13 protein-coding genes are annotated in these 17,830 nt (G+C 65.2%); 9 read left to right on the top strand and 4 right to left on the bottom strand.

Annotation, left to right across the window (positions count from 1 at the left end; all coding sequences use genetic code 11):
• Position 1 precedes the first annotated feature (1 nt).
• Positions 2-1,399 (bottom strand): alanine--tRNA ligase-related protein, encoded by a 1,398-nt coding sequence (locus CH290_RS11355; protein WP_033189720.1) that lies wholly within the window; start codon positions 1,397-1,399, stop codon positions 2-4.
• A 192-nt stretch (positions 1,400-1,591) separates the two neighbouring features.
• On the opposite strand from CH290_RS11355, the gene cobN reads away from it, so the two are divergent.
• The 4 genes from cobN (at position 1,592) to CH290_RS11335 (ending at position 7,939) form a co-directional block, all read left to right on the top strand.
• Positions 1,592-5,266: a cobaltochelatase subunit CobN gene (gene cobN / locus CH290_RS11350; RefSeq protein WP_033189721.1), complete on the top strand. Its 3,675-nt coding sequence runs from the start codon at positions 1,592-1,594 to the stop codon at positions 5,264-5,266.
• Between the two features lie 16 nt (positions 5,267-5,282).
• The gene (locus CH290_RS11345) at positions 5,283-5,660 is read left to right on the top strand and encodes a PPOX class F420-dependent oxidoreductase (RefSeq protein WP_020110055.1); all 378 of its coding nucleotides are present in this window, start codon (positions 5,283-5,285) and stop codon (positions 5,658-5,660) included.
• An 82-nt stretch (positions 5,661-5,742) separates the two neighbouring features.
• Positions 5,743-7,368, top strand: coding sequence for an amidohydrolase (locus tag CH290_RS11340; RefSeq protein WP_033189754.1), 1,626 nt, complete (start codon positions 5,743-5,745; stop codon positions 7,366-7,368).
• A gap of 145 nt (positions 7,369-7,513) precedes the next feature.
• Complete coding sequence (locus tag CH290_RS11335) at positions 7,514-7,939, top strand: VOC family protein (protein WP_019666244.1); 426 nt, start codon at positions 7,514-7,516, stop codon at positions 7,937-7,939.
• A gap of 10 nt (positions 7,940-7,949) precedes the next feature.
• On the opposite strand, the gene CH290_RS11330 is transcribed toward CH290_RS11335, so the two are convergent.
• From CH290_RS11330 to CH290_RS11320, 3 genes are read right to left on the bottom strand one after another with little or no spacing between them, the layout of a single operon-like run.
• Complete coding sequence (locus tag CH290_RS11330; protein WP_033189722.1) at positions 7,950-9,308, bottom strand: metallopeptidase TldD-related protein; 1,359 nt, start codon at positions 9,306-9,308, stop codon at positions 7,950-7,952.
• Positions 9,305-10,876 (bottom strand): TldD/PmbA family protein, encoded by a 1,572-nt coding sequence (locus tag CH290_RS11325; RefSeq protein WP_371828591.1) that lies wholly within the window; start codon positions 10,874-10,876, stop codon positions 9,305-9,307. The genes CH290_RS11330 and CH290_RS11325 overlap by 4 nt, the downstream gene beginning before the upstream one ends.
• The gene (locus CH290_RS11320) at positions 10,858-11,625 is read right to left on the bottom strand and encodes a TSUP family transporter (protein ID WP_020110051.1); all 768 of its coding nucleotides are present in this window, start codon (positions 11,623-11,625) and stop codon (positions 10,858-10,860) included. Before CH290_RS11320 ends, CH290_RS11325 begins: the two co-directional genes overlap by 19 nt.
• Before the next feature lie 17 nt (positions 11,626-11,642).
• Here CH290_RS11320 and CH290_RS11315 point away from each other — a divergent pair, with 17 nt between their 5' ends.
• From CH290_RS11315 to lnt, 5 genes are all read left to right on the top strand, one after another.
• A complete protein-coding gene (locus CH290_RS11315; protein ID WP_020110050.1) occupies positions 11,643-12,803 on the top strand; it encodes a sensor histidine kinase in 1,161 nt (386 codons plus the stop codon).
• A gap of 15 nt (positions 12,804-12,818) precedes the next feature.
• Positions 12,819-13,478, top strand: coding sequence for a response regulator (locus CH290_RS11310; RefSeq protein ID WP_027498505.1), 660 nt, complete (start codon positions 12,819-12,821; stop codon positions 13,476-13,478).
• A 99-nt stretch (positions 13,479-13,577) separates the two neighbouring features.
• Positions 13,578-14,063, top strand: a complete 486-nt coding sequence (locus CH290_RS11305) for an FxsA family protein (RefSeq protein WP_179275334.1) — start codon at positions 13,578-13,580, stop codon at positions 14,061-14,063.
• Positions 14,064-14,080: 17 nt separating this feature from the next.
• Complete coding sequence (locus CH290_RS11300; RefSeq protein WP_033189724.1) at positions 14,081-15,676, top strand: amidohydrolase; 1,596 nt, start codon at positions 14,081-14,083, stop codon at positions 15,674-15,676.
• Entirely contained in the window at positions 15,666-17,267 is a 1,602-nt protein-coding gene (gene lnt, locus CH290_RS11295; protein WP_033189725.1) for an apolipoprotein N-acyltransferase, read from the top strand. The genes CH290_RS11300 and lnt overlap by 11 nt, the downstream gene beginning before the upstream one ends.
• The last annotated feature ends 563 nt before the right edge of the window (positions 17,268-17,830 follow it).

Here is a 17,830-nt window from a genome sequence, read left to right as displayed (position 1 = left end):
GCTACAAGTGCATCTTGTTGGCGGCGCGGGAGCGTTCGCGCTGCTCGCGCATCTTCGCGTCGAACTCCGTACGCCACCGGGCACTGACGGTGAGCCCACGCGTTCTGGCTTCCTCGACGCTGAGCTCGACCGGAAACCCGTAGGTGTCGTAGAGGACGAACAGTTCGTCCCCGGTGATGGGTCCGTCGGCCATTCTGGCCAGCTCTCGCAGCCCCCGCCGCAAAGTCTGCCGAAAGACCTTCTCCTCCTTGACGAGGACGGCGACGACTTCGTCGTGCAGCCGGTCCACCTCGGGATACGCACTGCGGTACAACCCGGCGATCGTCGGGACCACGTCCTGCACGAAGTTCTGCTCCACGCCGAGGTCGAACGCGAATCGAACGGCGCGCCGAATCAACCGGCGCATCACGTACCCCTGTTCCTTGTTGCCGGGACGCACTCCGTCCACCGCGAGAAACACCGCACCGCGCAGGTGATCGGCCACCACCCGCATGGCCGCGGTGTGCGAGGCGTACGTCGCACCGGTCAGAGCTTCCAACTGTTCGACTATCGGCCACAGCAGCGAGCTGCGGAACACGTCGGGACTGTCGATCGCCGCGGCCGCTATGCGTTCGAGTCCGCCTCCGTAATCGACGTTGCGCCGCGGCAGCGTGCCGAATCCGTCTGCGGTCCGCACGTACTGCATGAACACCGAGTTGCCGAGTTCGATGTAGCGCCCGCAATCGCAGTTCTGGTGGCAGAACTCGCCGTACGCCGTGTCGTGAGGAACGTGGGGATAGAGGTAGAACACCTCGGAATCCGGACCGCCGGGTTCCCCGACCGGCATCGCATCGGCCGAGCCCGCGCGGCACCACCAGTTCTTCGCGCCGTAGAACGCGATCCTGGCCCCGTTGCTACCGACTCGGCCGCCGTGTTCCTCCGTACCGAGATCGACACGGTCCGCGTCGATGCCCGCTGTGGCGAACATCGACGCCCATACGTCGGCGCTCTCGGTGTCCTTCGGTATCGAATACCGCTCGTCGCCGGCAAAACACGACACGAAGATCCGGGCGGGATCGAGACCGACGACACCGGTGAGGAACTCCCAGAACCACGGAATCTGCTGATCCTTGAAGTAGTCGCCCAGACTCCAGTTTCCGAGCATCTCGAAGAACGTCGTGTGCCGGTTGTCGCCGACCTCCTCGATGTCCTGTACGCGAACGCACGGCTGACTGTCGGTCAGACGCGTCCCCTCGGGGTGTTCGGCACCCAGTAGATAGGGGAGTAGCTGCTGCATACCGCTGCCGTTGAACAGGGTCGTCGGATCGCCCACGGGCACCAGCGACGCTCGTTCGATCGGCCGATGGCCACGGTCGGCGAAGAACTGCAGGTACGCGCTGCGTATGTCCCGAGCATCCATCCGTCGATGCTACGAGCGAACGGGTGGACACGGCAGCGGATTCACTTGGGTAGCATTCCCCACCAGAAGGCTTCGGCCGAGAGGAAATCCGGTGCAAGTCCGGTGCGGTCGCGCCACTGTCACAGCCAGACCCTCTCCGAAGCCGCCACGTAGAACGACCAGGGGCGCGAAAACCCCAGGAGGGTGTTACCCGTGATCTTGCTGCTGTCCACCTCGGATACCGATCTGCTGTCCGCGCGCGCCAGCGGTGCCGACTATCGGTGGGGCAACCCCTCGCGGCTCCTCGCCGCCGACGTCCCGTCCCTGGCCGACGGCGCCGATCTGATCGTGCTCCGCATCCTCGGATCGAAGAGATCGTGGGAAGAAGGCGTGGACGCAGTCCTCGCGACCGGACTCCCCGTCGTCGTTCTCGGCGGAGAACAGGCACCCGACGCCGAACTCATGGAACTGTCCACCGTTCCCGGCAACGTCGCCGCGCAGGCCCACAACTACCTCGCCGAAGGCGGGCCTGACAACCTCGCCCAGCTCTTCGCATTCCTCTCCGACACCGTGCTGCTGACCGGACACGGATTCGCGGCGCCGATGCACACCCCCACCTGGGGCACCCTCGACCGGCAATCCACCCACGACACAAATTCAGGTCCTGTCTCTACTGGTCACTCCGCAGGCTCCGCTCCTGCCTTGTCCGGTCACTCCGCAGGCTCCGCTCCTGTCGTTGCGATTCTGTACTACCGCGCCCAGCATCTCGCCGGGAACACGGCGTACATCGAAGCTCTGAGCGCAGCCGTCGAAGCCAAGGGTGCCCGCGCGCTTCCCATCTTCTGCGCGTCGTTGCGCACCGCCGAACCCGCGCTGCTCGACACTCTCAAGTGCGCCGACGCGATGATCGTGACCGTGTTGGCGGCCGGGGGCACCAAACCCGCAGGTGCGTCGGCAGGCGGAGACGACGAGGCGTGGGACGTCGCCGAACTCGCCGCCCTCGACGTTCCCATTCTGCAAGGACTGTGTCTGACGAGCAGTCGCGCGACGTGGGAGGAGAACGACGACGGCCTTTCGCCGCTCGACGTCGCCACCCAGGTGGCCGTTCCCGAGTTCGACGGCCGACTCATCACCGTTCCGTTCTCGTTCAAGGAGATCGACGAGGACGGACTCACCACGTACGTTCCCGATCACGAACGAGCGGCGCGCGTCGCGGGTATCGCCGTACGTCACGCACGGCTTCGGCACATTCCGGCGGCGGACCGGCGGATCGCGCTGATGTTCTCGGCGTACCCGACCAAGCACGCCCGGATCGGCAATGCCGTCGGCCTCGACACTCCGGCCAGTGCGATCGCCTTGATGTCCGAGATGCGCACCGCAGGTTACGATCTGGGTCCGCTGGACGGTCCCGACGCCATTCCGGGTCTCGCAGCGCGTGACGGTGACGCTCTGATCCACGCGCTGATCGCGCGCGGCGGTCAGGATCCGGACTGGCTCACCTCCGAGCAGCTCGAGGGCAACCCCATCCGTATCTCGGCCGCGCAGTACCGGAACTGGTTCGAGGAACTACCCGAGGATCTCACGTCGGCAGTCGAGGAACATTGGGGTCCCGCTCCGGGCGATATGTACGTGGACCGGTCGGTCGATCCCGAAGGCGAGATCGTCATCGCCGCAATGCAGTTCGGCAACGTCGTCATCATGGTTCAGCCGCCGCGTGGATTCGGCGAGAAGCCGGTCGCGATCTACCACGACCCGGATCTGCCTCCGAGCCACCACTATCTGGCGGCGTATCGCTGGATTCAGGCGTCCGCGGAGAACGGCGGTTTCGGAGCCGACGCGATGGTGCACCTCGGCAAGCACGGCAACCTCGAATGGCTGCCGGGTAAGACTCTCGGCATGTCCGCCTCGTGTGGAACCGACGCAGCTCTCGGTGACCTGCCGCTCATCTATCCGTTCCTCGTCAACGATCCGGGCGAGGGCACCCAGGCGAAGCGGCGCGCACACGCGACTCTCGTCGACCATCTGATTCCTCCGATGGCGCGCGCGGAGAGCTACGGCGACATCTCACGTCTCGAGCAACTGCTCGACGAGCACGCGAACATCTCGGCGCTCGATCCAGCGAAGCTGCCTGCTATCCGCCAGCAGATCTGGACGCTCATGACGGCTGCTCAGATGCACCACGATCTGGGGCTCGAGGAACGGCCCGACGAAGAAGTGTTCGACGACATGCTTCTGCACGTCGATGGTTGGCTGTGCGAGATCAAGGACGTACAGATCCGTGACGGTCTCCACGTGCTGGGGTCCGAACCCGTCGGCGACGCCGAGGTCGAGCTCGTTCTGGCGATGCTCCGGGCTCGTCAGATGTGGGGCGGCGAGCAGTCGGTTCCCGGCTTGCGCGAGGCTCTCGGGCTCAGTGAGGACGGCGACGAGGAGCGCGTCCGAGTCGACGAGGTCGAGTCGATCGCTCACGGTCTGGTTTCGGCGATGCAGCTCACGCAGTGGGATCCGTCCCGAGCCGAGGAAGTCGCCGGGGACCACGGCCCCACCGTTGCCGAGATTCTGAAGTTCGCCGCGGCCGAGGTGGTCCCGCGTCTGCGCGGTACCTCGCGCGAGATCGAGCAGGTTCTGCACGCCCTCGACGGTGGATTCATCCCTGCGGGCCCCAGCGGTTCGCCGTTGCGCGGCTTGATCAACGTGCTCCCCACCGGGCGCAACTTCTATTCGGTCGACCCCAAGGCCGTGCCGTCGAAGCTGGCCTGGGAAACCGGGCAGGCGATGGCGGAGTCGCTGCTGGCTCGGTACCGGAAGGATCACGGCGAGTGGCCGAAATCGGTCGGGTTGTCGGTGTGGGGCACGTCGGCGATGCGCACGTCGGGAGACGATGTGGCCGAGGTCTTCGCGCTCCTCGGTGTGTCGCCGGTGTGGGACGAAGCGTCGCGCCGTGTCACCACGCTTGCGGTCATCGACCTCGAAGAACTCGGTAGGCCGCGCATCGACGTGACCGTTCGCATCAGTGGGTTCTTCCGTGACGCCTTCCCACACGTTCTGGCGTTGCTCGACGACGCGGTTCGTCTGGTAGCTGCGTTGGACGAGCCGGCGGAGCAGAACTACGTGCGTGCGCACGCGCAGGCGGACCTCGCCGAGCACGGTGACGAACGTCGTTCCACGACGCGCATTTTCGGTTCGAAGCCGGGCACCTACGGTGCGGGTCTGCTTCAGCTGATCGACAGCAAGACGTGGCGGAGCGACGAGGATCTGGCCCAGGTCTACACGACCTGGGGTGGGTTCGCGTACGGACGCGGACTCGACGGCGTTCCTGCGTCGGACGACATGCGCACGGCGTACAAACGAATTGCCGTGGCTGCCAAGAACACCGACACGCGTGAGCACGACATCGCCGATTCCGACGACTACTTCCAGTACCACGGCGGCATGGTCGCCACCGTCCGCGCTCTGACGGGGAAGTCGCCCGAGGCATACATCGGCGACAGCACGCGACCGGAGTCGGTGCGGACCCGCACGTTGTCGGAGGAGACCGCACGCGTGTTCCGTGCACGCGTCGTCAACCCGCGGTGGCTGGAGGCGATGCGTCGGCACGGATACAAGGGCGCATTCGAAATGGCGGCGACCGTCGATTATCTGTTCGGGTACGACGCCACCACCGACGTCGTCGCGGACTGGATGTACGAGAAGCTGGCCGAGACGTACGTGTTGGACGAGCAGAATCAGAAGTTCATGCAGCAGTCCAACCCGTGGGCGCTGCACGGCATCGCCGAAAGGCTGCTCGAGGCCGTCGAACGCAAGATGTGGGCGGAACCGGACCAGCACATCCTCGATGGGTTGCGCCAGGTCTACCTGGAAACGGAAGGCGACCTCGAGGGCGAATAGCCGTATCCTGATCGGCATGGCCACGTTCCAGGAGATCGCCGACGGCAAGTACGTTTCGCTCACCACGTTCAAGAAGGACGGCACGCCCGTCGCGACGCCGCTGTGGGGGGCGCGCGACGGCGACCGGCTGCTGGTGTGGACGACGACGGACTCGTGGAAGGTCAAGCGGATCAAGCGAAACGCGAAGGTGACGGTTGCGCCGTGCACTGCGCGTGGCAAGGTCGAAGGCGCGGCGGTGGACGGCGTCGCCGAGATCCTCGATGCGGCAGGTACCGAGCAGGCACGTGCGGCGATCGCGTCGAAGTACGGCATCCTCGGATGGCTGACGGTGAAGGGCAGTTCACTGCGTCGTGGCAAATCGGGGACGGTCGGCATTTCCGTCGTCCCATCATGATCGGGTGAGATCCGGCGGTCACGGCGCGTAGTCGCTTCGAATCCGGCGGTGATTGCCCGCGCCGGGCGCCATACTGGCGCTCATGTCGGACTTCGGTGACGCAGACCTGGTACTTCTCGGCCGCATTCTGACGGTCGATCCATCCTTTCCCACCGCCGAAGCCGTCGGTGTGAGAGGCGGCCGAATCGTGGCCGTCGGCTCTCGGGCCGAAACAGAACCTCTCGTCGGTCCCGCCACCCGGGTGATCGACGTCGGCGACGGATGCGTGCTGCCGGGGCTCGTCGAGGCCCACGGTCATCCGCTCATGGAAGCGTTGGTGCTCTCGGATCGGATGGTCGACATCCGCCCGGTGACGATGACCGATCCGGCGCAAATCCTGGACGCGATACGGAGCGAAGTCGCCAGACGCGGTGACGACGGAGCGTTCCTCAGCGGCTGGGATGGACTGTTGCAGCACGGACTTCCCGATCCGACACTGGACTGGCTGGACTCGATCGCGCCGGCAACACCCCTGGTCGTTCTGCACAATTCCGGGCATCTCGCGTTCTTCAATTCGGCAGCAGCACGGAGCCTGGGTCTGGATCGAGACACCCCCGACCCCAAAGGCGCGGCGTACGGCCGAGACGTCGACGGCGAGCTGGACGGGACCGCGCGGGAAACCGGAGCGGTGTTTCCGCTCGTCGCGGGTGCGATGACCGCAGGGGGTTATCCGGCCATGCTTGCCGCTGAATGTGCACGGCTGAACCGTGCCGGCCTGACGACGTGTTCCGAGATGGCGTACGACCCGAAATTCGGGCCGCTGGTGGCCGGGTTCGAGGAGTCCGGAGCGTTGACCGTCCGGCTCCGGACCTACGAGATGTCGAGTCCGGCGATGACGGCGAGCACCGATCCCGGGGCTGGGGACGACATGATCAGGCACACCGGAATCAAGATCTGGGTGGACGGCTCGCCGTGGATCGGCAACATAGATCTGTCGTTCCCGTACCTGGACACCGACGCGACCCGCAGCATCGGCGTCGAACCCGGGTCCTGCGGACACGCCAACTACACCCACGAACAACTGACCGAGATCGTCGACGCCTACTTCCCGCGCGGCTGGCCGATCGCGTGTCACGTGATGGGAGACAACGGGATCGACACGATTCTCGATGTCTACGACAGTGTGCTTCGCCATCATCCTCGTTCCGATCACCGGCTTCGGCTCGAACACGTCGGCGCGATCCGGCAGGATCAGTTGAGGCGTGCTGTGGCTCTCGGTGTCACGTGCAGTCTGTTCGTCGATCAGATCCACTACTGGGGAGACGTCCTGGTGGACGGACTGTTCGGTCCCGAGCACGGTAGCCGTTGGATGCCTGCCGGGTCTGCCGTCGCAGCAGGCATGAGGATTTCGCTGCACAACGACCCGCCGGTCACACCCGAGGAACCGCTGCGCAACATCGCCGTGGCGGTGACCAGAACGACGCCCAGCGGATCGGTGTCCGCCCCGGAAGAGTGCCTGACGGTCGATCAGGCCATCCGCGCGCAGACCATCGATGCCGCCTGGCAGTTGTTCTCCGACGACGTCATCGGATCGATCGAGGTCGGCAAGTACGCGGACTTCGTCGTTCTGTCCGCCGACCCCCGTGACGTCCCACCGGAGACCATCGCGGACCTGGACGTTCTCGCGACCTATCTGGGCGGAGTTCAGGTGTACGACGGGTCCGCGTGACGCGGTGTCACCTGATCCCGTTCGGTCTGATTCCGATATGCGCAAGTGGGTACATGTACGTCGGCGGCCTGCGGACGACAGGCAGGGCGGTGTCGGATAGAGGACCAACAACGGGTGGCAGAGACCACCAGAGCGGAGAAGCACCGTGCCGATTGCAGCTACGGATTTCCATCATGTCCGGCTCACGGTCAGCGACATCGACGTGTCGCGAAAGTTCTACGACGACGTGTTCGGTTTCGATGTGGCGTTCGAGTACGACCCGAATGCCGACGAGGAGACCAAGAAATCCCTGTGGTTTCTGTTCGGTGGAGTCATCTACCAGTTCCCCGGCGGATTGTTCGGTCTCCGTCCGGTCGCACCGGACGACGACAACTTCGACGCGGACCGTGCGGGGCTCGATCACCTGAGTTTCGGCGTGGACAGTCGGCAGGCGCTGCAGGATGCGGTGGACACTCTCGACCGATTGGGTATCGCGCACGAGGGAATCAAGAGCGGAGGCCCCGGCCTCGCGATCCTCGAGTTCCGCGACCCCGACAACATCGCACTCGAGGTGTCGGGACCGGCCGAGTAGGTGTCGACGACTACTGGGCCGCGCTGACCGAGGACATGTGAAAGTCCGGAATGCGCAACGGCGGCATCGCTGTTCGCGTGAACCAGTCCTTCCATTCCCGAGGTAGTGTCGGCGAACTGATGCCCGCTTGGCTTGCTCGTCGGAGCAGGTCGAGCGGGCTTTCGTTGAAACGGAAGTTGTTCGTCGATCCGACGACCTCGCCGTCCTCGACCAGGTAGACGCCGTCTCGTGTCAAGCCGGTCAGCAGCAGCGTCGCGGGATCGACCTCGCGGATGTACCACAGCGTGGTCAAAAGCAGACCACGTTCGGTCCCGGCGATCATGTCCTCGATGGACGTGTCGCCACCGGTGAGGATCAGGTTGTCCCCGGGCGCGGTCACGGGAGTCGCGTACTCCTCGGCTGCGAAGCGGGGATAGGAGAGGGCATTGATCACGCCGTCGGCGATCCAGTCGACGCGTGAGGTCGGCAGCCCGTTGTCGAACAGTGACACCGAGTCGTTGGACGATCCCGTCGCCAGAAACGGCGAGTACTCGAGGCCGGGTGCCGCGGGATCGGAGAACAATGTCAGGTCGAGAGTGCCGAGTTTCTCTCCGATGCGAGTTCCACCGGCGCGCGACAATGCGGTGCGTCCTTCCTGGGCGCCCCGACCCTCCATCGTCCACATGAGATAGATCATCAGATCGGCGACTGCCGACGGAGGCAGTATCGTCTCGTACCGTCCTGCCGGGAGGTCGACGCGTGTGTCGGCCCAGTCCAGGCGCGTGGACAGATCGGCCAGCAGTGAGTCCACCGCGACGTCGTCGAACCGCGTGGTCCCGGTGCCGACCCACGCGCTGGCGTCACCGCGTTTGCCGTTGATCTCCACCGATCCTGTCGGTTGGGTGTATCGCTTGCGGATCCCGGTCGAACTTCCCAGCCACACCGTCTCCACCTGGTGGTGTGCGAATCCGTAGAGCTGGTCGGTGCCGTCGAACCCCGACGACAGGCCACCGGTGAGCGAACCGAACACGTCGATGTTCGTTCGCTGCGACGGTGCCTCCCAGCCGTCCGGCACGCTGGTGCCCGTCAGAAGCGGCATCGCATCCTCGGCGACACCGGCCGCGCGCGCTGCTCGTTCCGCTGCGGCGACGACGCCCGCGATGTCCGCGGGGTCCACCGACGTGGAGGACACGGTCGCGGCGCGTGCCCCTGCGTCGGTGCGGACGATCGACATCACCGTCCAGCGTCGAAGCGTCGAGATGCCGTTGGTGGTCATCGAGTTGCCGGCCCAGCGGAGCGAGGCCTCGCTGGAATCGGTGACGATCACGATCGTCTCGTCGACCGTCGCCGCGGACAGTGCACGTTCGATCACCTCGTGTCCGGCGATCATCGGCCCGCCTCCGATCGAGTGTTGAGCACGTTGACACCGCGGAACAGTGCAGCCGGGCATCCGTGGCTGACCGCCGCGACCTGCCCGGGTTGTGCCTTGCCGCAGTTGAACGCACCACCGAGCCGCCTCGTGGACTTGCCGCCGACGAGGTCCATCGAACCCCAGAAATCGGTTGTCGTCGCCTGATACGCGACGTCGCGAACCTGGCCGTCGAGCCGGCCGTTCCTGATCCTGAAGAAGCGTTGGCCGGTGAACTGGAAGTTGTACCGCTGCATGTCGATGGACCAGGACTTGTCGCCGACGATGTAGATGCCGTCCTCGACTTCGGCCACCAGATCGTCGACGGTACGGTCGGTGTCGGGGTCCGGTCGAAGCGACACGTTGGCCATGCGCTGGATCGGTACGTGGTGGGGTGAGTCGGCGTACGAGCAGCCGTTGGAACGAGGCAGGCCGAGTCGAGGGGCGAACACGCGATCGAGCTGGTAGCCGACGAGTACGCCGTCCTTGACCAGGTCCCACTGCTGCGCGGCGACGCCGTCGTCGTCGTATCCGATGCTCGCGAGTCCGTGCCGTTCGGTGCGGTCCGCAGTGACGTGCATGTGGGCACTGCCGTATTTCAGCGTCCCCAACTTGTCCGGCGTGGCGAACGACGTACCCGCGTAGGCCGCCTCGTACCCGATGGCACGATCGTATTCGGTTGCGTGGCCGATCGATTCGTGGATGGTGAGCCACAGGTTGGTCGGATCGACTACCAGATCCAGAGTGCCGGGGGTGACCGTCGGAGACTTCACTTTCTCCGACAGCCAGTATGGAATCCGCTCCAGTTCGTCGGACCAGTCCCAGGTGCTGCCGGGTCCCAGATATTCCCATCCGCGACTGGTGGGAGGTGCCAACGTGCGCATCGTCTCGAACACGCCTGCCTCGTGGTCGACGGTGGTGGCCTCGAACTGTGGGTGCAGGCGAACCCGCTGCTGGGTGATCGAGCTGCCGGCGAGATCGGCGTAGAACGTCTGTTCCTTGACCTGCAGGACGGACGCAGTGACGTGGTCGATGCCCTCGGCGGTGTGAAGAGAATCCGAGTACGCGGCGAGGAGCTCGACCTTCTCCGTCGTCGGAACCGAGAACGGATCGACGGTGTAGGGGGACACCCACGTCGCGTCGCGGTACACGGGTTCGTCGGCCAGTTCGACGGATTCGCGGTTGAGCGATCGCAGTGCCCGTGCGACTGCAACGGCGGACTGCGCTGCCTTCGACGCCGACGCTTCCGACAGTTCGGATTCGGACGCGAACCCCCATGTGCCGTCGACGACGACACGGACCGCGAGACCGATCTCCGAACTGTCCACCGCCGATTGGACGACGCTGTCGCGCATGTTCAGCGACTGGGTGACCAATCGGTGGACTCGGAAGTCCGCGTGGGATGCCCCGGCTCGCTTCGCCGCCTCCAGTGCGGCGCCGGCCAGTGCTTTCAGAGGGAGATCGAGAAAATCCGCATCGACGGTGCGTGTGTGCGTGTGCGTGTGCGGAGGCAGGGTCACAGGGATGGAGATTAGCCGAACTGTTGCCATCCCAGGCGGACAACCATGCCGATCACGACCACCAACAGCACGATTCGGACGAACCCCGATCCCCTCGACAGTGCGGTCCTCGACCCGAGCAGCGCGCCGATCACATTGCACACGGCCATCGCAGCACCCAATTGCCACAGCACGTGGCCAGTGATCGCGAAGAAGGCCAAAGCGCCTACGTTGGAACCGAGGTTCAGCACTTTCGCCATCGCCGCACTGCGGACGAACTCGGTACCGAGCAGGGTGGCGAACGCGATGATGAAGAACGTGCCGGTGCCCGGTCCGAGGATTCCGTCGTAGAAGCCGAATGCACCCGCCGCCAGGAAGACCACCACGAGAAACTTGCGTCGACTCGGTGGATTGTGGGCTGCCACAGTGCCGATCGTCGGCCGCGCCGTCACCAGGATGGCGACTCCCACGAGGACGACCATGATGATCGGAATGAACAGGTCGCGGTCGATGAGAGAGACTGCGGCCGCACCGCATGCCGACGTGACGGCTGCGGCAAGGCCTGCAGGCGCCATCACTCGCCATTCGATCTTTATCTTGCGAGCGAAGGTGACGACGGCTGCGCACGTTCCGAACACCGCGGTCATCTTGTTCGTCGCCAAAGCGGCTTGTGCGGACAATCCAGGGGCCACGACGAGCAGTGCCGGAAGCAGGATGAGGCCGCCGCCTCCGACGACGGCATCGACCCACCCGGCGCTGAACGCGGCAACCATGAGCAATCCCCAGTCGGCAGCCGTCATACGGCAAACTCAATCACATGCGCAGATTCAGCCTGTGGCTCAGGGGCAAGCCCTTCGTCGCGGATTCTCTCCTGGCCTGCGCGTTGTTCCTGACCGACGCCATAGTGTTCATCGGCTCGGCCACGGATGTGCTGTGGCCGTTGTTCGTACTGGTCGCCGTGGCTGTGTCGGCTCCGGTCGCGTGGCGCAGGCGACACCCGCGAACAGTGTCCGGAGCGGTACTGATCGTGTCCATCCTGAGTGTTCTCACCGGACATGCGCTGGGGGACACTACCAGTCTGCATCCGTCGCTGCTCGCGCTTCCGATCATGCTGTACACGCTGGTGGCGTACGTCGGTCGGCGCGAGGGTGCGATCTACCTCGTGGCCGTGGCCGTCGACGGGATGGTGTCGTTGGTCTTCCTCGATCAGGATCCGTTCACGTCGATTCTGTTCACGGTGCTGATGTACGCGCTGGCCTGGCTGGCGGCGGAGTTCCTCGGCGCACGTCGTGCCTACGACGAGGCGGTCGAGGCACGGCTCGCCGTCGCGGAGTACGACCGTGATCGGCGGGCGGAGGATGCGGTGGCGATGGAGCGCACCCGCATCGCACGAGAGCTGCACGACGTGATCGCCCACGGAGTGAGCGTGATGGTCGTCCAGGCGGACGGTGCGTCCTACGCGATCCGGAAGGATCCCGAACGTGCCGAGCAGGCCGTGGCGAACATTTCCGCAACGGGACGCGCGGCTCTCGCCGAACTACGGCGCACGGTTGCGCTTCTGCGCACCAACCCGCACGCGGATGACATGCCGATGTACGGCACCGCCGGCCTCGCGAAGGTGGTGGACATGATGTCGAGGGCCGGATTGAACGTGGAGCTGGAGCAGACCGGCAATCTCGACGACATCAGTCCGGCGATCAGCCTGGGTGTCCACCGGCTGGTACAGGAATCGCTGACGAACGTGCTTCGGCACGGTGGACACGCCCCGAAAGCGTCGGTGTCGGTGATCCGTCGCGACGAGGACGTGCTCGTCGAGATTCTCAACAGCGGTGTCGGTGCCCCGCCCATCGCCGTCGAAGGGACGGGAAACGGCTTGCTGGGTATGCGGGAGCGGGTCGCAGTTCTGCAGGGAACGTTGGACGCGGGCAGGATGTCGGACGGTCGGTGGCGAGTACGAGCAGAGCTACCGCTCGAGTGAAGATAGGTTGTGCAGGTGCCGATCTCCGTTCTCATCGTCGACGACCAGGAACTCATGCGTATGGGACTGACGATGGTGCTCGACGCGCAGGAGGACATCGACGTCGTCGGTGAGGCCGCCGACGGCAAAGCGGCGTTGGAGGCGGTGGCCGACCTGCAGCCCGACGTCGTTCTGATGGACGTACGGATGCCCGGCATCGACGGCGTGGAGGCGACCGAGCAGATCACGTCCTCGGCGTCGCACTCGCGGGTGCTGGTGATGACGACCTTCGATCTGGACGAGCATGTGCTTGGCGCGATCCGCGCCGGTGCGAGCGGGTTCCTCCTCAAGGACACTCCACCGGACGATCTGGTGTCCGCCATCCGCAGCATCGCCGGGGGAGATGCCGTCGTCTCGCCCAAGGTCACCAAGCGATTGCTGACGAGAATGGTCGCGGACGAGGCCACCCCGTTGCGTGATCCAGCGATGCTCGACGCTTTGACCGATCGCGAACGCGAAGTCCTCGAGCTGCTGGCGACGGGATTGTCGAACGCCGAGATCGCGCAACGGCTCGGTTTGTCCGAGGCGACGGTCAAAACCCACGTCGGTCGCATGTTCACGAAGCTCGGTCTACGTGACCGAGTGCAGGCTGTGGTGCTCGCCTACGAGACCGGACTCGTTCGTCCTGGGTCGTAGGGCGCCTCGGTTCCTGATAAAAAACGAAGACCTCTCGGGGGTCGGGAGTATTCCAGACCACTTCGTTCGTTGTCGCTACAGGCAACGAAAGGAACGACGGTGTTTGCTCTCTTTCTTCTTTACGTGATCGTCGAGGTAGCTGCCCTGGTCGCAGTAGGAAGCGCCATCGGTGTGCTGTGGACCGTGCTGCTGTTGCTGGCGGGGTCGGCTGTCGGCTTGATCCTGGTCCGCTCTCAGGGACGCCGGGTGATGGACGGCTTGCGCGCCGCCGGACGTGGTGAGCGTGCGCCCGGTGTCGCAGTCGCGGACGGTGTGCTGTTCGCCATAGGCGCGGTGGCGATGTTCGTGCCCGGCTTGGTGACGTCGCTCTTCGGCATCCTGCTCCTGCTGCCGTTCACGAGGTGGGCGTTGCGTCCGTTGGTCCTGCTCGCCGCAGCGCGGTGGATGCCCACTGTCGCCGCGACCACGGCGCGGATGCGGCCGACGGTCATCGACGGCGAGGTCGTCCCGGATTCGACGGGCCCGCGGCTGTCCGGGGCCATCATCGAAGCTCAGCCTCAGGATTTCCAGAAGCCCACTCGCTGAGGGCAGACTGGTCTGTCGTGAGTACCCAACTGCTCCTCGGTGGACGGATCTACAGCCCGACGGCACCCGACGCAACGGCGATGGCCGTCACCGACGGTGTCGTGACATGGACCGGCGAGGATCGCACGGGCAGAGCCCTGCATCCGGGCGCCGAGGAAATCGATCTCGCAGGCGCATTCGTCGCGCCTGCGTTCGTCGATTCGCACGTGCACACGACGGCACTCGGGTTGTCCGTCGTCGGACTGGATCTGACGGGAGCTGCGACTCGGGCCGACTGCCTGGACCGAATCCGGCGGCACGTCGAGCAGACATCCGACGATGTGGTGTGGGGACAAGGTTGGGACGATTCGACGTGGGGCGATGGCGGGGCGCTGACCACTGCCGATCTGGACGCGATTGCGCCCGGCCGAAACGTGTACCTGTCGCGGATCGACGCACATTCGGCCGCCTGCTCGTCGCCCCTTCGGATTGCCAGCGGAATCACGAGCTCCCAGTTGGGGTTCGACCCGCAGGAGCCGGTCACGGCCGACGCCCATCACGCGGTCCGGTCCACTGCTCGGGCATTGATCGGCCCGCGGCTGCGCACGCGGGCCCGGCTCGCGGCACTGGATCTGTTTGCAGCCCAGGGTATTTGCGCGGTTCACGAGTGCGCGGGCCCGGACATCTCGGGCTCCACCGACTTCGCCGAGTTGTCGGCGACGCAGCACGGTGTCGAGGTCCGCGGCTATTGGGGCGAACTGGCCACCAGCGCTGAGCACGCCCGCGAGCTGCTCTCGTCGACGGGTGCGGCCGCGCTGGGCGGGGACCTGTTCGTCGATGGATCCATCGGCTCCCACACGGCGTGGCTGACCGAGCCGTACGCCGACCATGACGGCACCGGCATCGCCTTCCAGGACGTCGAGTCCATCGCCGCTCATCTGTCCGCGTGTACCGAAGCCGGCATCCAGGCGGGATTTCATGCAATCGGGGACGGTGCCGTCGGCGCTGTCACCGCGGCGCTGCTCCGGACCGCCGAGGTGTTCGGCGGTCCGGCGGTAGCTGCGCTCGGGCACCGGATAGAGCACCTGGAGATGGTGTCGGACGCGCAGGCGGACGTTCTTGCGTCTCTCGGGGTGATCGCCAGCATGCAACCGGCCTTCGACGGGTTGTGGGGTGGTGACGACGCCCTCTACGCATCCAGACTCGGCGTGGAGCGGGCGCGGGAGCTGAACCCGTTCGCCTCGCTCGCATCGAGAGGTGTGTCCCTTGCATTCGGATCGGACGCCCCGGTGACGACGGTCGATCCATGGGGCGTTCTGCGATACGCAGTCGGACACCGCACTCCAGGAAGCGCGGTGTCACCTCGGGCGGCGTTCTCGGCTGCCACCAGAGGTGCGTGGCGAGCGGGCGGTGTGCGCGACGGTCTGGCAGGTACGTTGCTTCCCGGTGCCCCCGCGAGCTACGCAGTCTGGGATGCCGACGAGCTGGTCGTGCGCGCACCCGCCGATTCGGTTGCACGGTGGTCTACCGATCCGAGGGCCGGAGTACCCCCGCTGCCCGCCCTCGATCCGCAGTCTCCGAGCCCTCGTTGCCTGCGCACGGTGCACCGCGGACGAGTGATCCATGAAGCGTGATCCGCGCGCGTTCCTGCGCGTCGGTGTTTCCACCGTCCTCGCTGCTGTCGCCGGTCTCTTGCTGTTCGCGAGCTTCCCGCCTCGGCACCTGTGGTTCCTCGCCCCGGTCGGTGTCGCGATCCTCGTCGGGGTCGTGTCGGGTATCGGGTCTTCGAACCGCCCGTCGAAGAAAGCAGGCTTCGGGTACGGATTCGTGGCGGGCCTCGGCTTCTTCGTCCCGCTGCTTCCCTGGATCGGCGTGTACGTCGGGCCGTTGCCCTGGTTGGCCCTGGCGGCCGCCGAGTCCGTGTTCATCGGTGTCTTCGGCGTCCTTGCAGCCGTCCTCGGGAGGTCTCGGTGGTGGCCACTGTCGATTGCCCTGGCATGGAGTCTCGTCGAGTGGGCGCGGTCGTCGTTTCCGTTCGGGGGCTTTCCGTGGGGCAGACTCGCATTCGGCCAGCCGGACGGGTTTCTACTGCCGTTGGCGAGTGTCGGAGGAGCGCCGCTGCTGAGTTTCGGTGTGGCGTTGACAGGATGCGGAATCGCAGCGCTCGTGGCGTGCACCCTCGGGCCACGTTCGCGTGGCCGATGGGCAACAGCCACCGCTACCACCGTGGTCGCGTCCGTTGCCGCGCTCGCACTGTTGCCGACCCTCGCGCCCGCGCAGGCGTCCGGGGACGAACCATCCATCACCGTGGCGGCCGTGCAGGGGAGTGTTCCTCGGTTGGGCCTCGACTTCAACGCGCAACGACGTGCGGTGTTGGACAACCACGTCCGCGAGACGCTGCGCCTGGCCGACGACGTGGCGGCGGGCCGAGTGGCCGAACCGGACATCGTCGTGTGGCCGGAAAATGCGTCGGACATAGACCCGTTGCGAAACGCGGACGCGGCGGCACTGATCACCGAGGCGTCGGAGGCCGTCGGTGCTCCGATTCTGGTCGGTTCCGTTCTGGTCAACGACGACAGGACTACCACCAATTCGGTGATCGCCTGGAACGGTGCCGACGGTCCGGGTGAACGACACGACAAGAAGATCATTCAACCCTTCGGTGAGTACTTGCCCTACCGAAGTTTTTTCCGGTTGTTCTCCGAGTATGCCGATCGTGCCGGGTATTTCGTGCCAGGCACGGGCAACGGTGTCGTCCACGCCGCGGGCGTGGCAGTCGGAATCGCAACCTGTTACGAGGTGGCGTTCGACCGAGCGTTGACCGAGTCCGTTCGATCGGGTGCCCAGTTCATCGCGATCCCCACGAACAACGCGACCTTCGGGGACACCGAGATGACGTACCAGCAGTTGGCCATGTCCCGTGTTCGCGCGGTCGAGCACGGCCGCGACGTCGTTGTCGCCGCAACGAGCGGAATCAGCGCGACGGTGTCGCCGCGGGGCGACGTCGAGCAGGCGAGCGATCTGTTCGTGCCGGAGGTTCTCGTTCAACGTGTCGCTCTTCGGACCGATACGACGATTGCCACCGCAGTGGGTCCGTGGCCGGAGTATCTGCTGTGTGTGCTGGCCGGGGCGTTCGTGATCGGCACCGCAGTGATCGGCAGAAGAACAAACTCGAAGTCCGAAAACGCGCAGGAAAAGGGTTTCGAATCCGATATTCGACCGTGAGCGGTTCTCGGGAATGTCGAGCTGTCATTCGGACGGAGGATTCCTGGTCGGCCTGTTCGAGAGCGCGATTCGTGTAACGAATCGTGACGTAGGCTCGATTCTTCAATAGTGATCCGCTACAAAACCGGCGGGTTCTTATTGTATGTTTGTAGACCGCTGTGGTCCCTGGATCGCAACTGATCGTTGGCGCGCAATTTCCCGCAATTGCGCGGTCGGTGACGTGTACGTACGGGAGGGGTCGTCGATGATGTGTGCGCTGCTCGGTTATCGAATTCAACCAATTTCTCCGAATGAATCCCCAAGTCCATCGAATGTATCGAAAACCGGCATCGAGCCTTTTTCGGCATTCTTTTCGAACCCAATCCCGACCGCAGCGCGCAACGAACCAACTGTGAACGGTCGGGTAGGCGGATAGCCGTACCGATAGACCTGTACTCGACCAGGGCCCAGTTGCTGAACCACGCTCGGAACGGAAATGACTGTTGACTGCACGTACCTCGGCAACTGTCCCTGACAATTCTTCGCTGCGTTCGTCGTCTCTTTCGACGTCGACTCGGAAAGGT

Origin of the sequence: Rhodococcus sp. 06-156-4 (genome assembly GCF_002259345.1) — a bacterium.
In the GTDB taxonomy this organism is placed as follows: Bacteria; Actinomycetota; Actinomycetes; order Mycobacteriales; family Mycobacteriaceae; genus Rhodococcoides; species Rhodococcoides fascians_E.
Note: the sequence above shows the minus strand (reverse complement) of the source record. Positions and strands in the feature narration are given on the sequence as shown.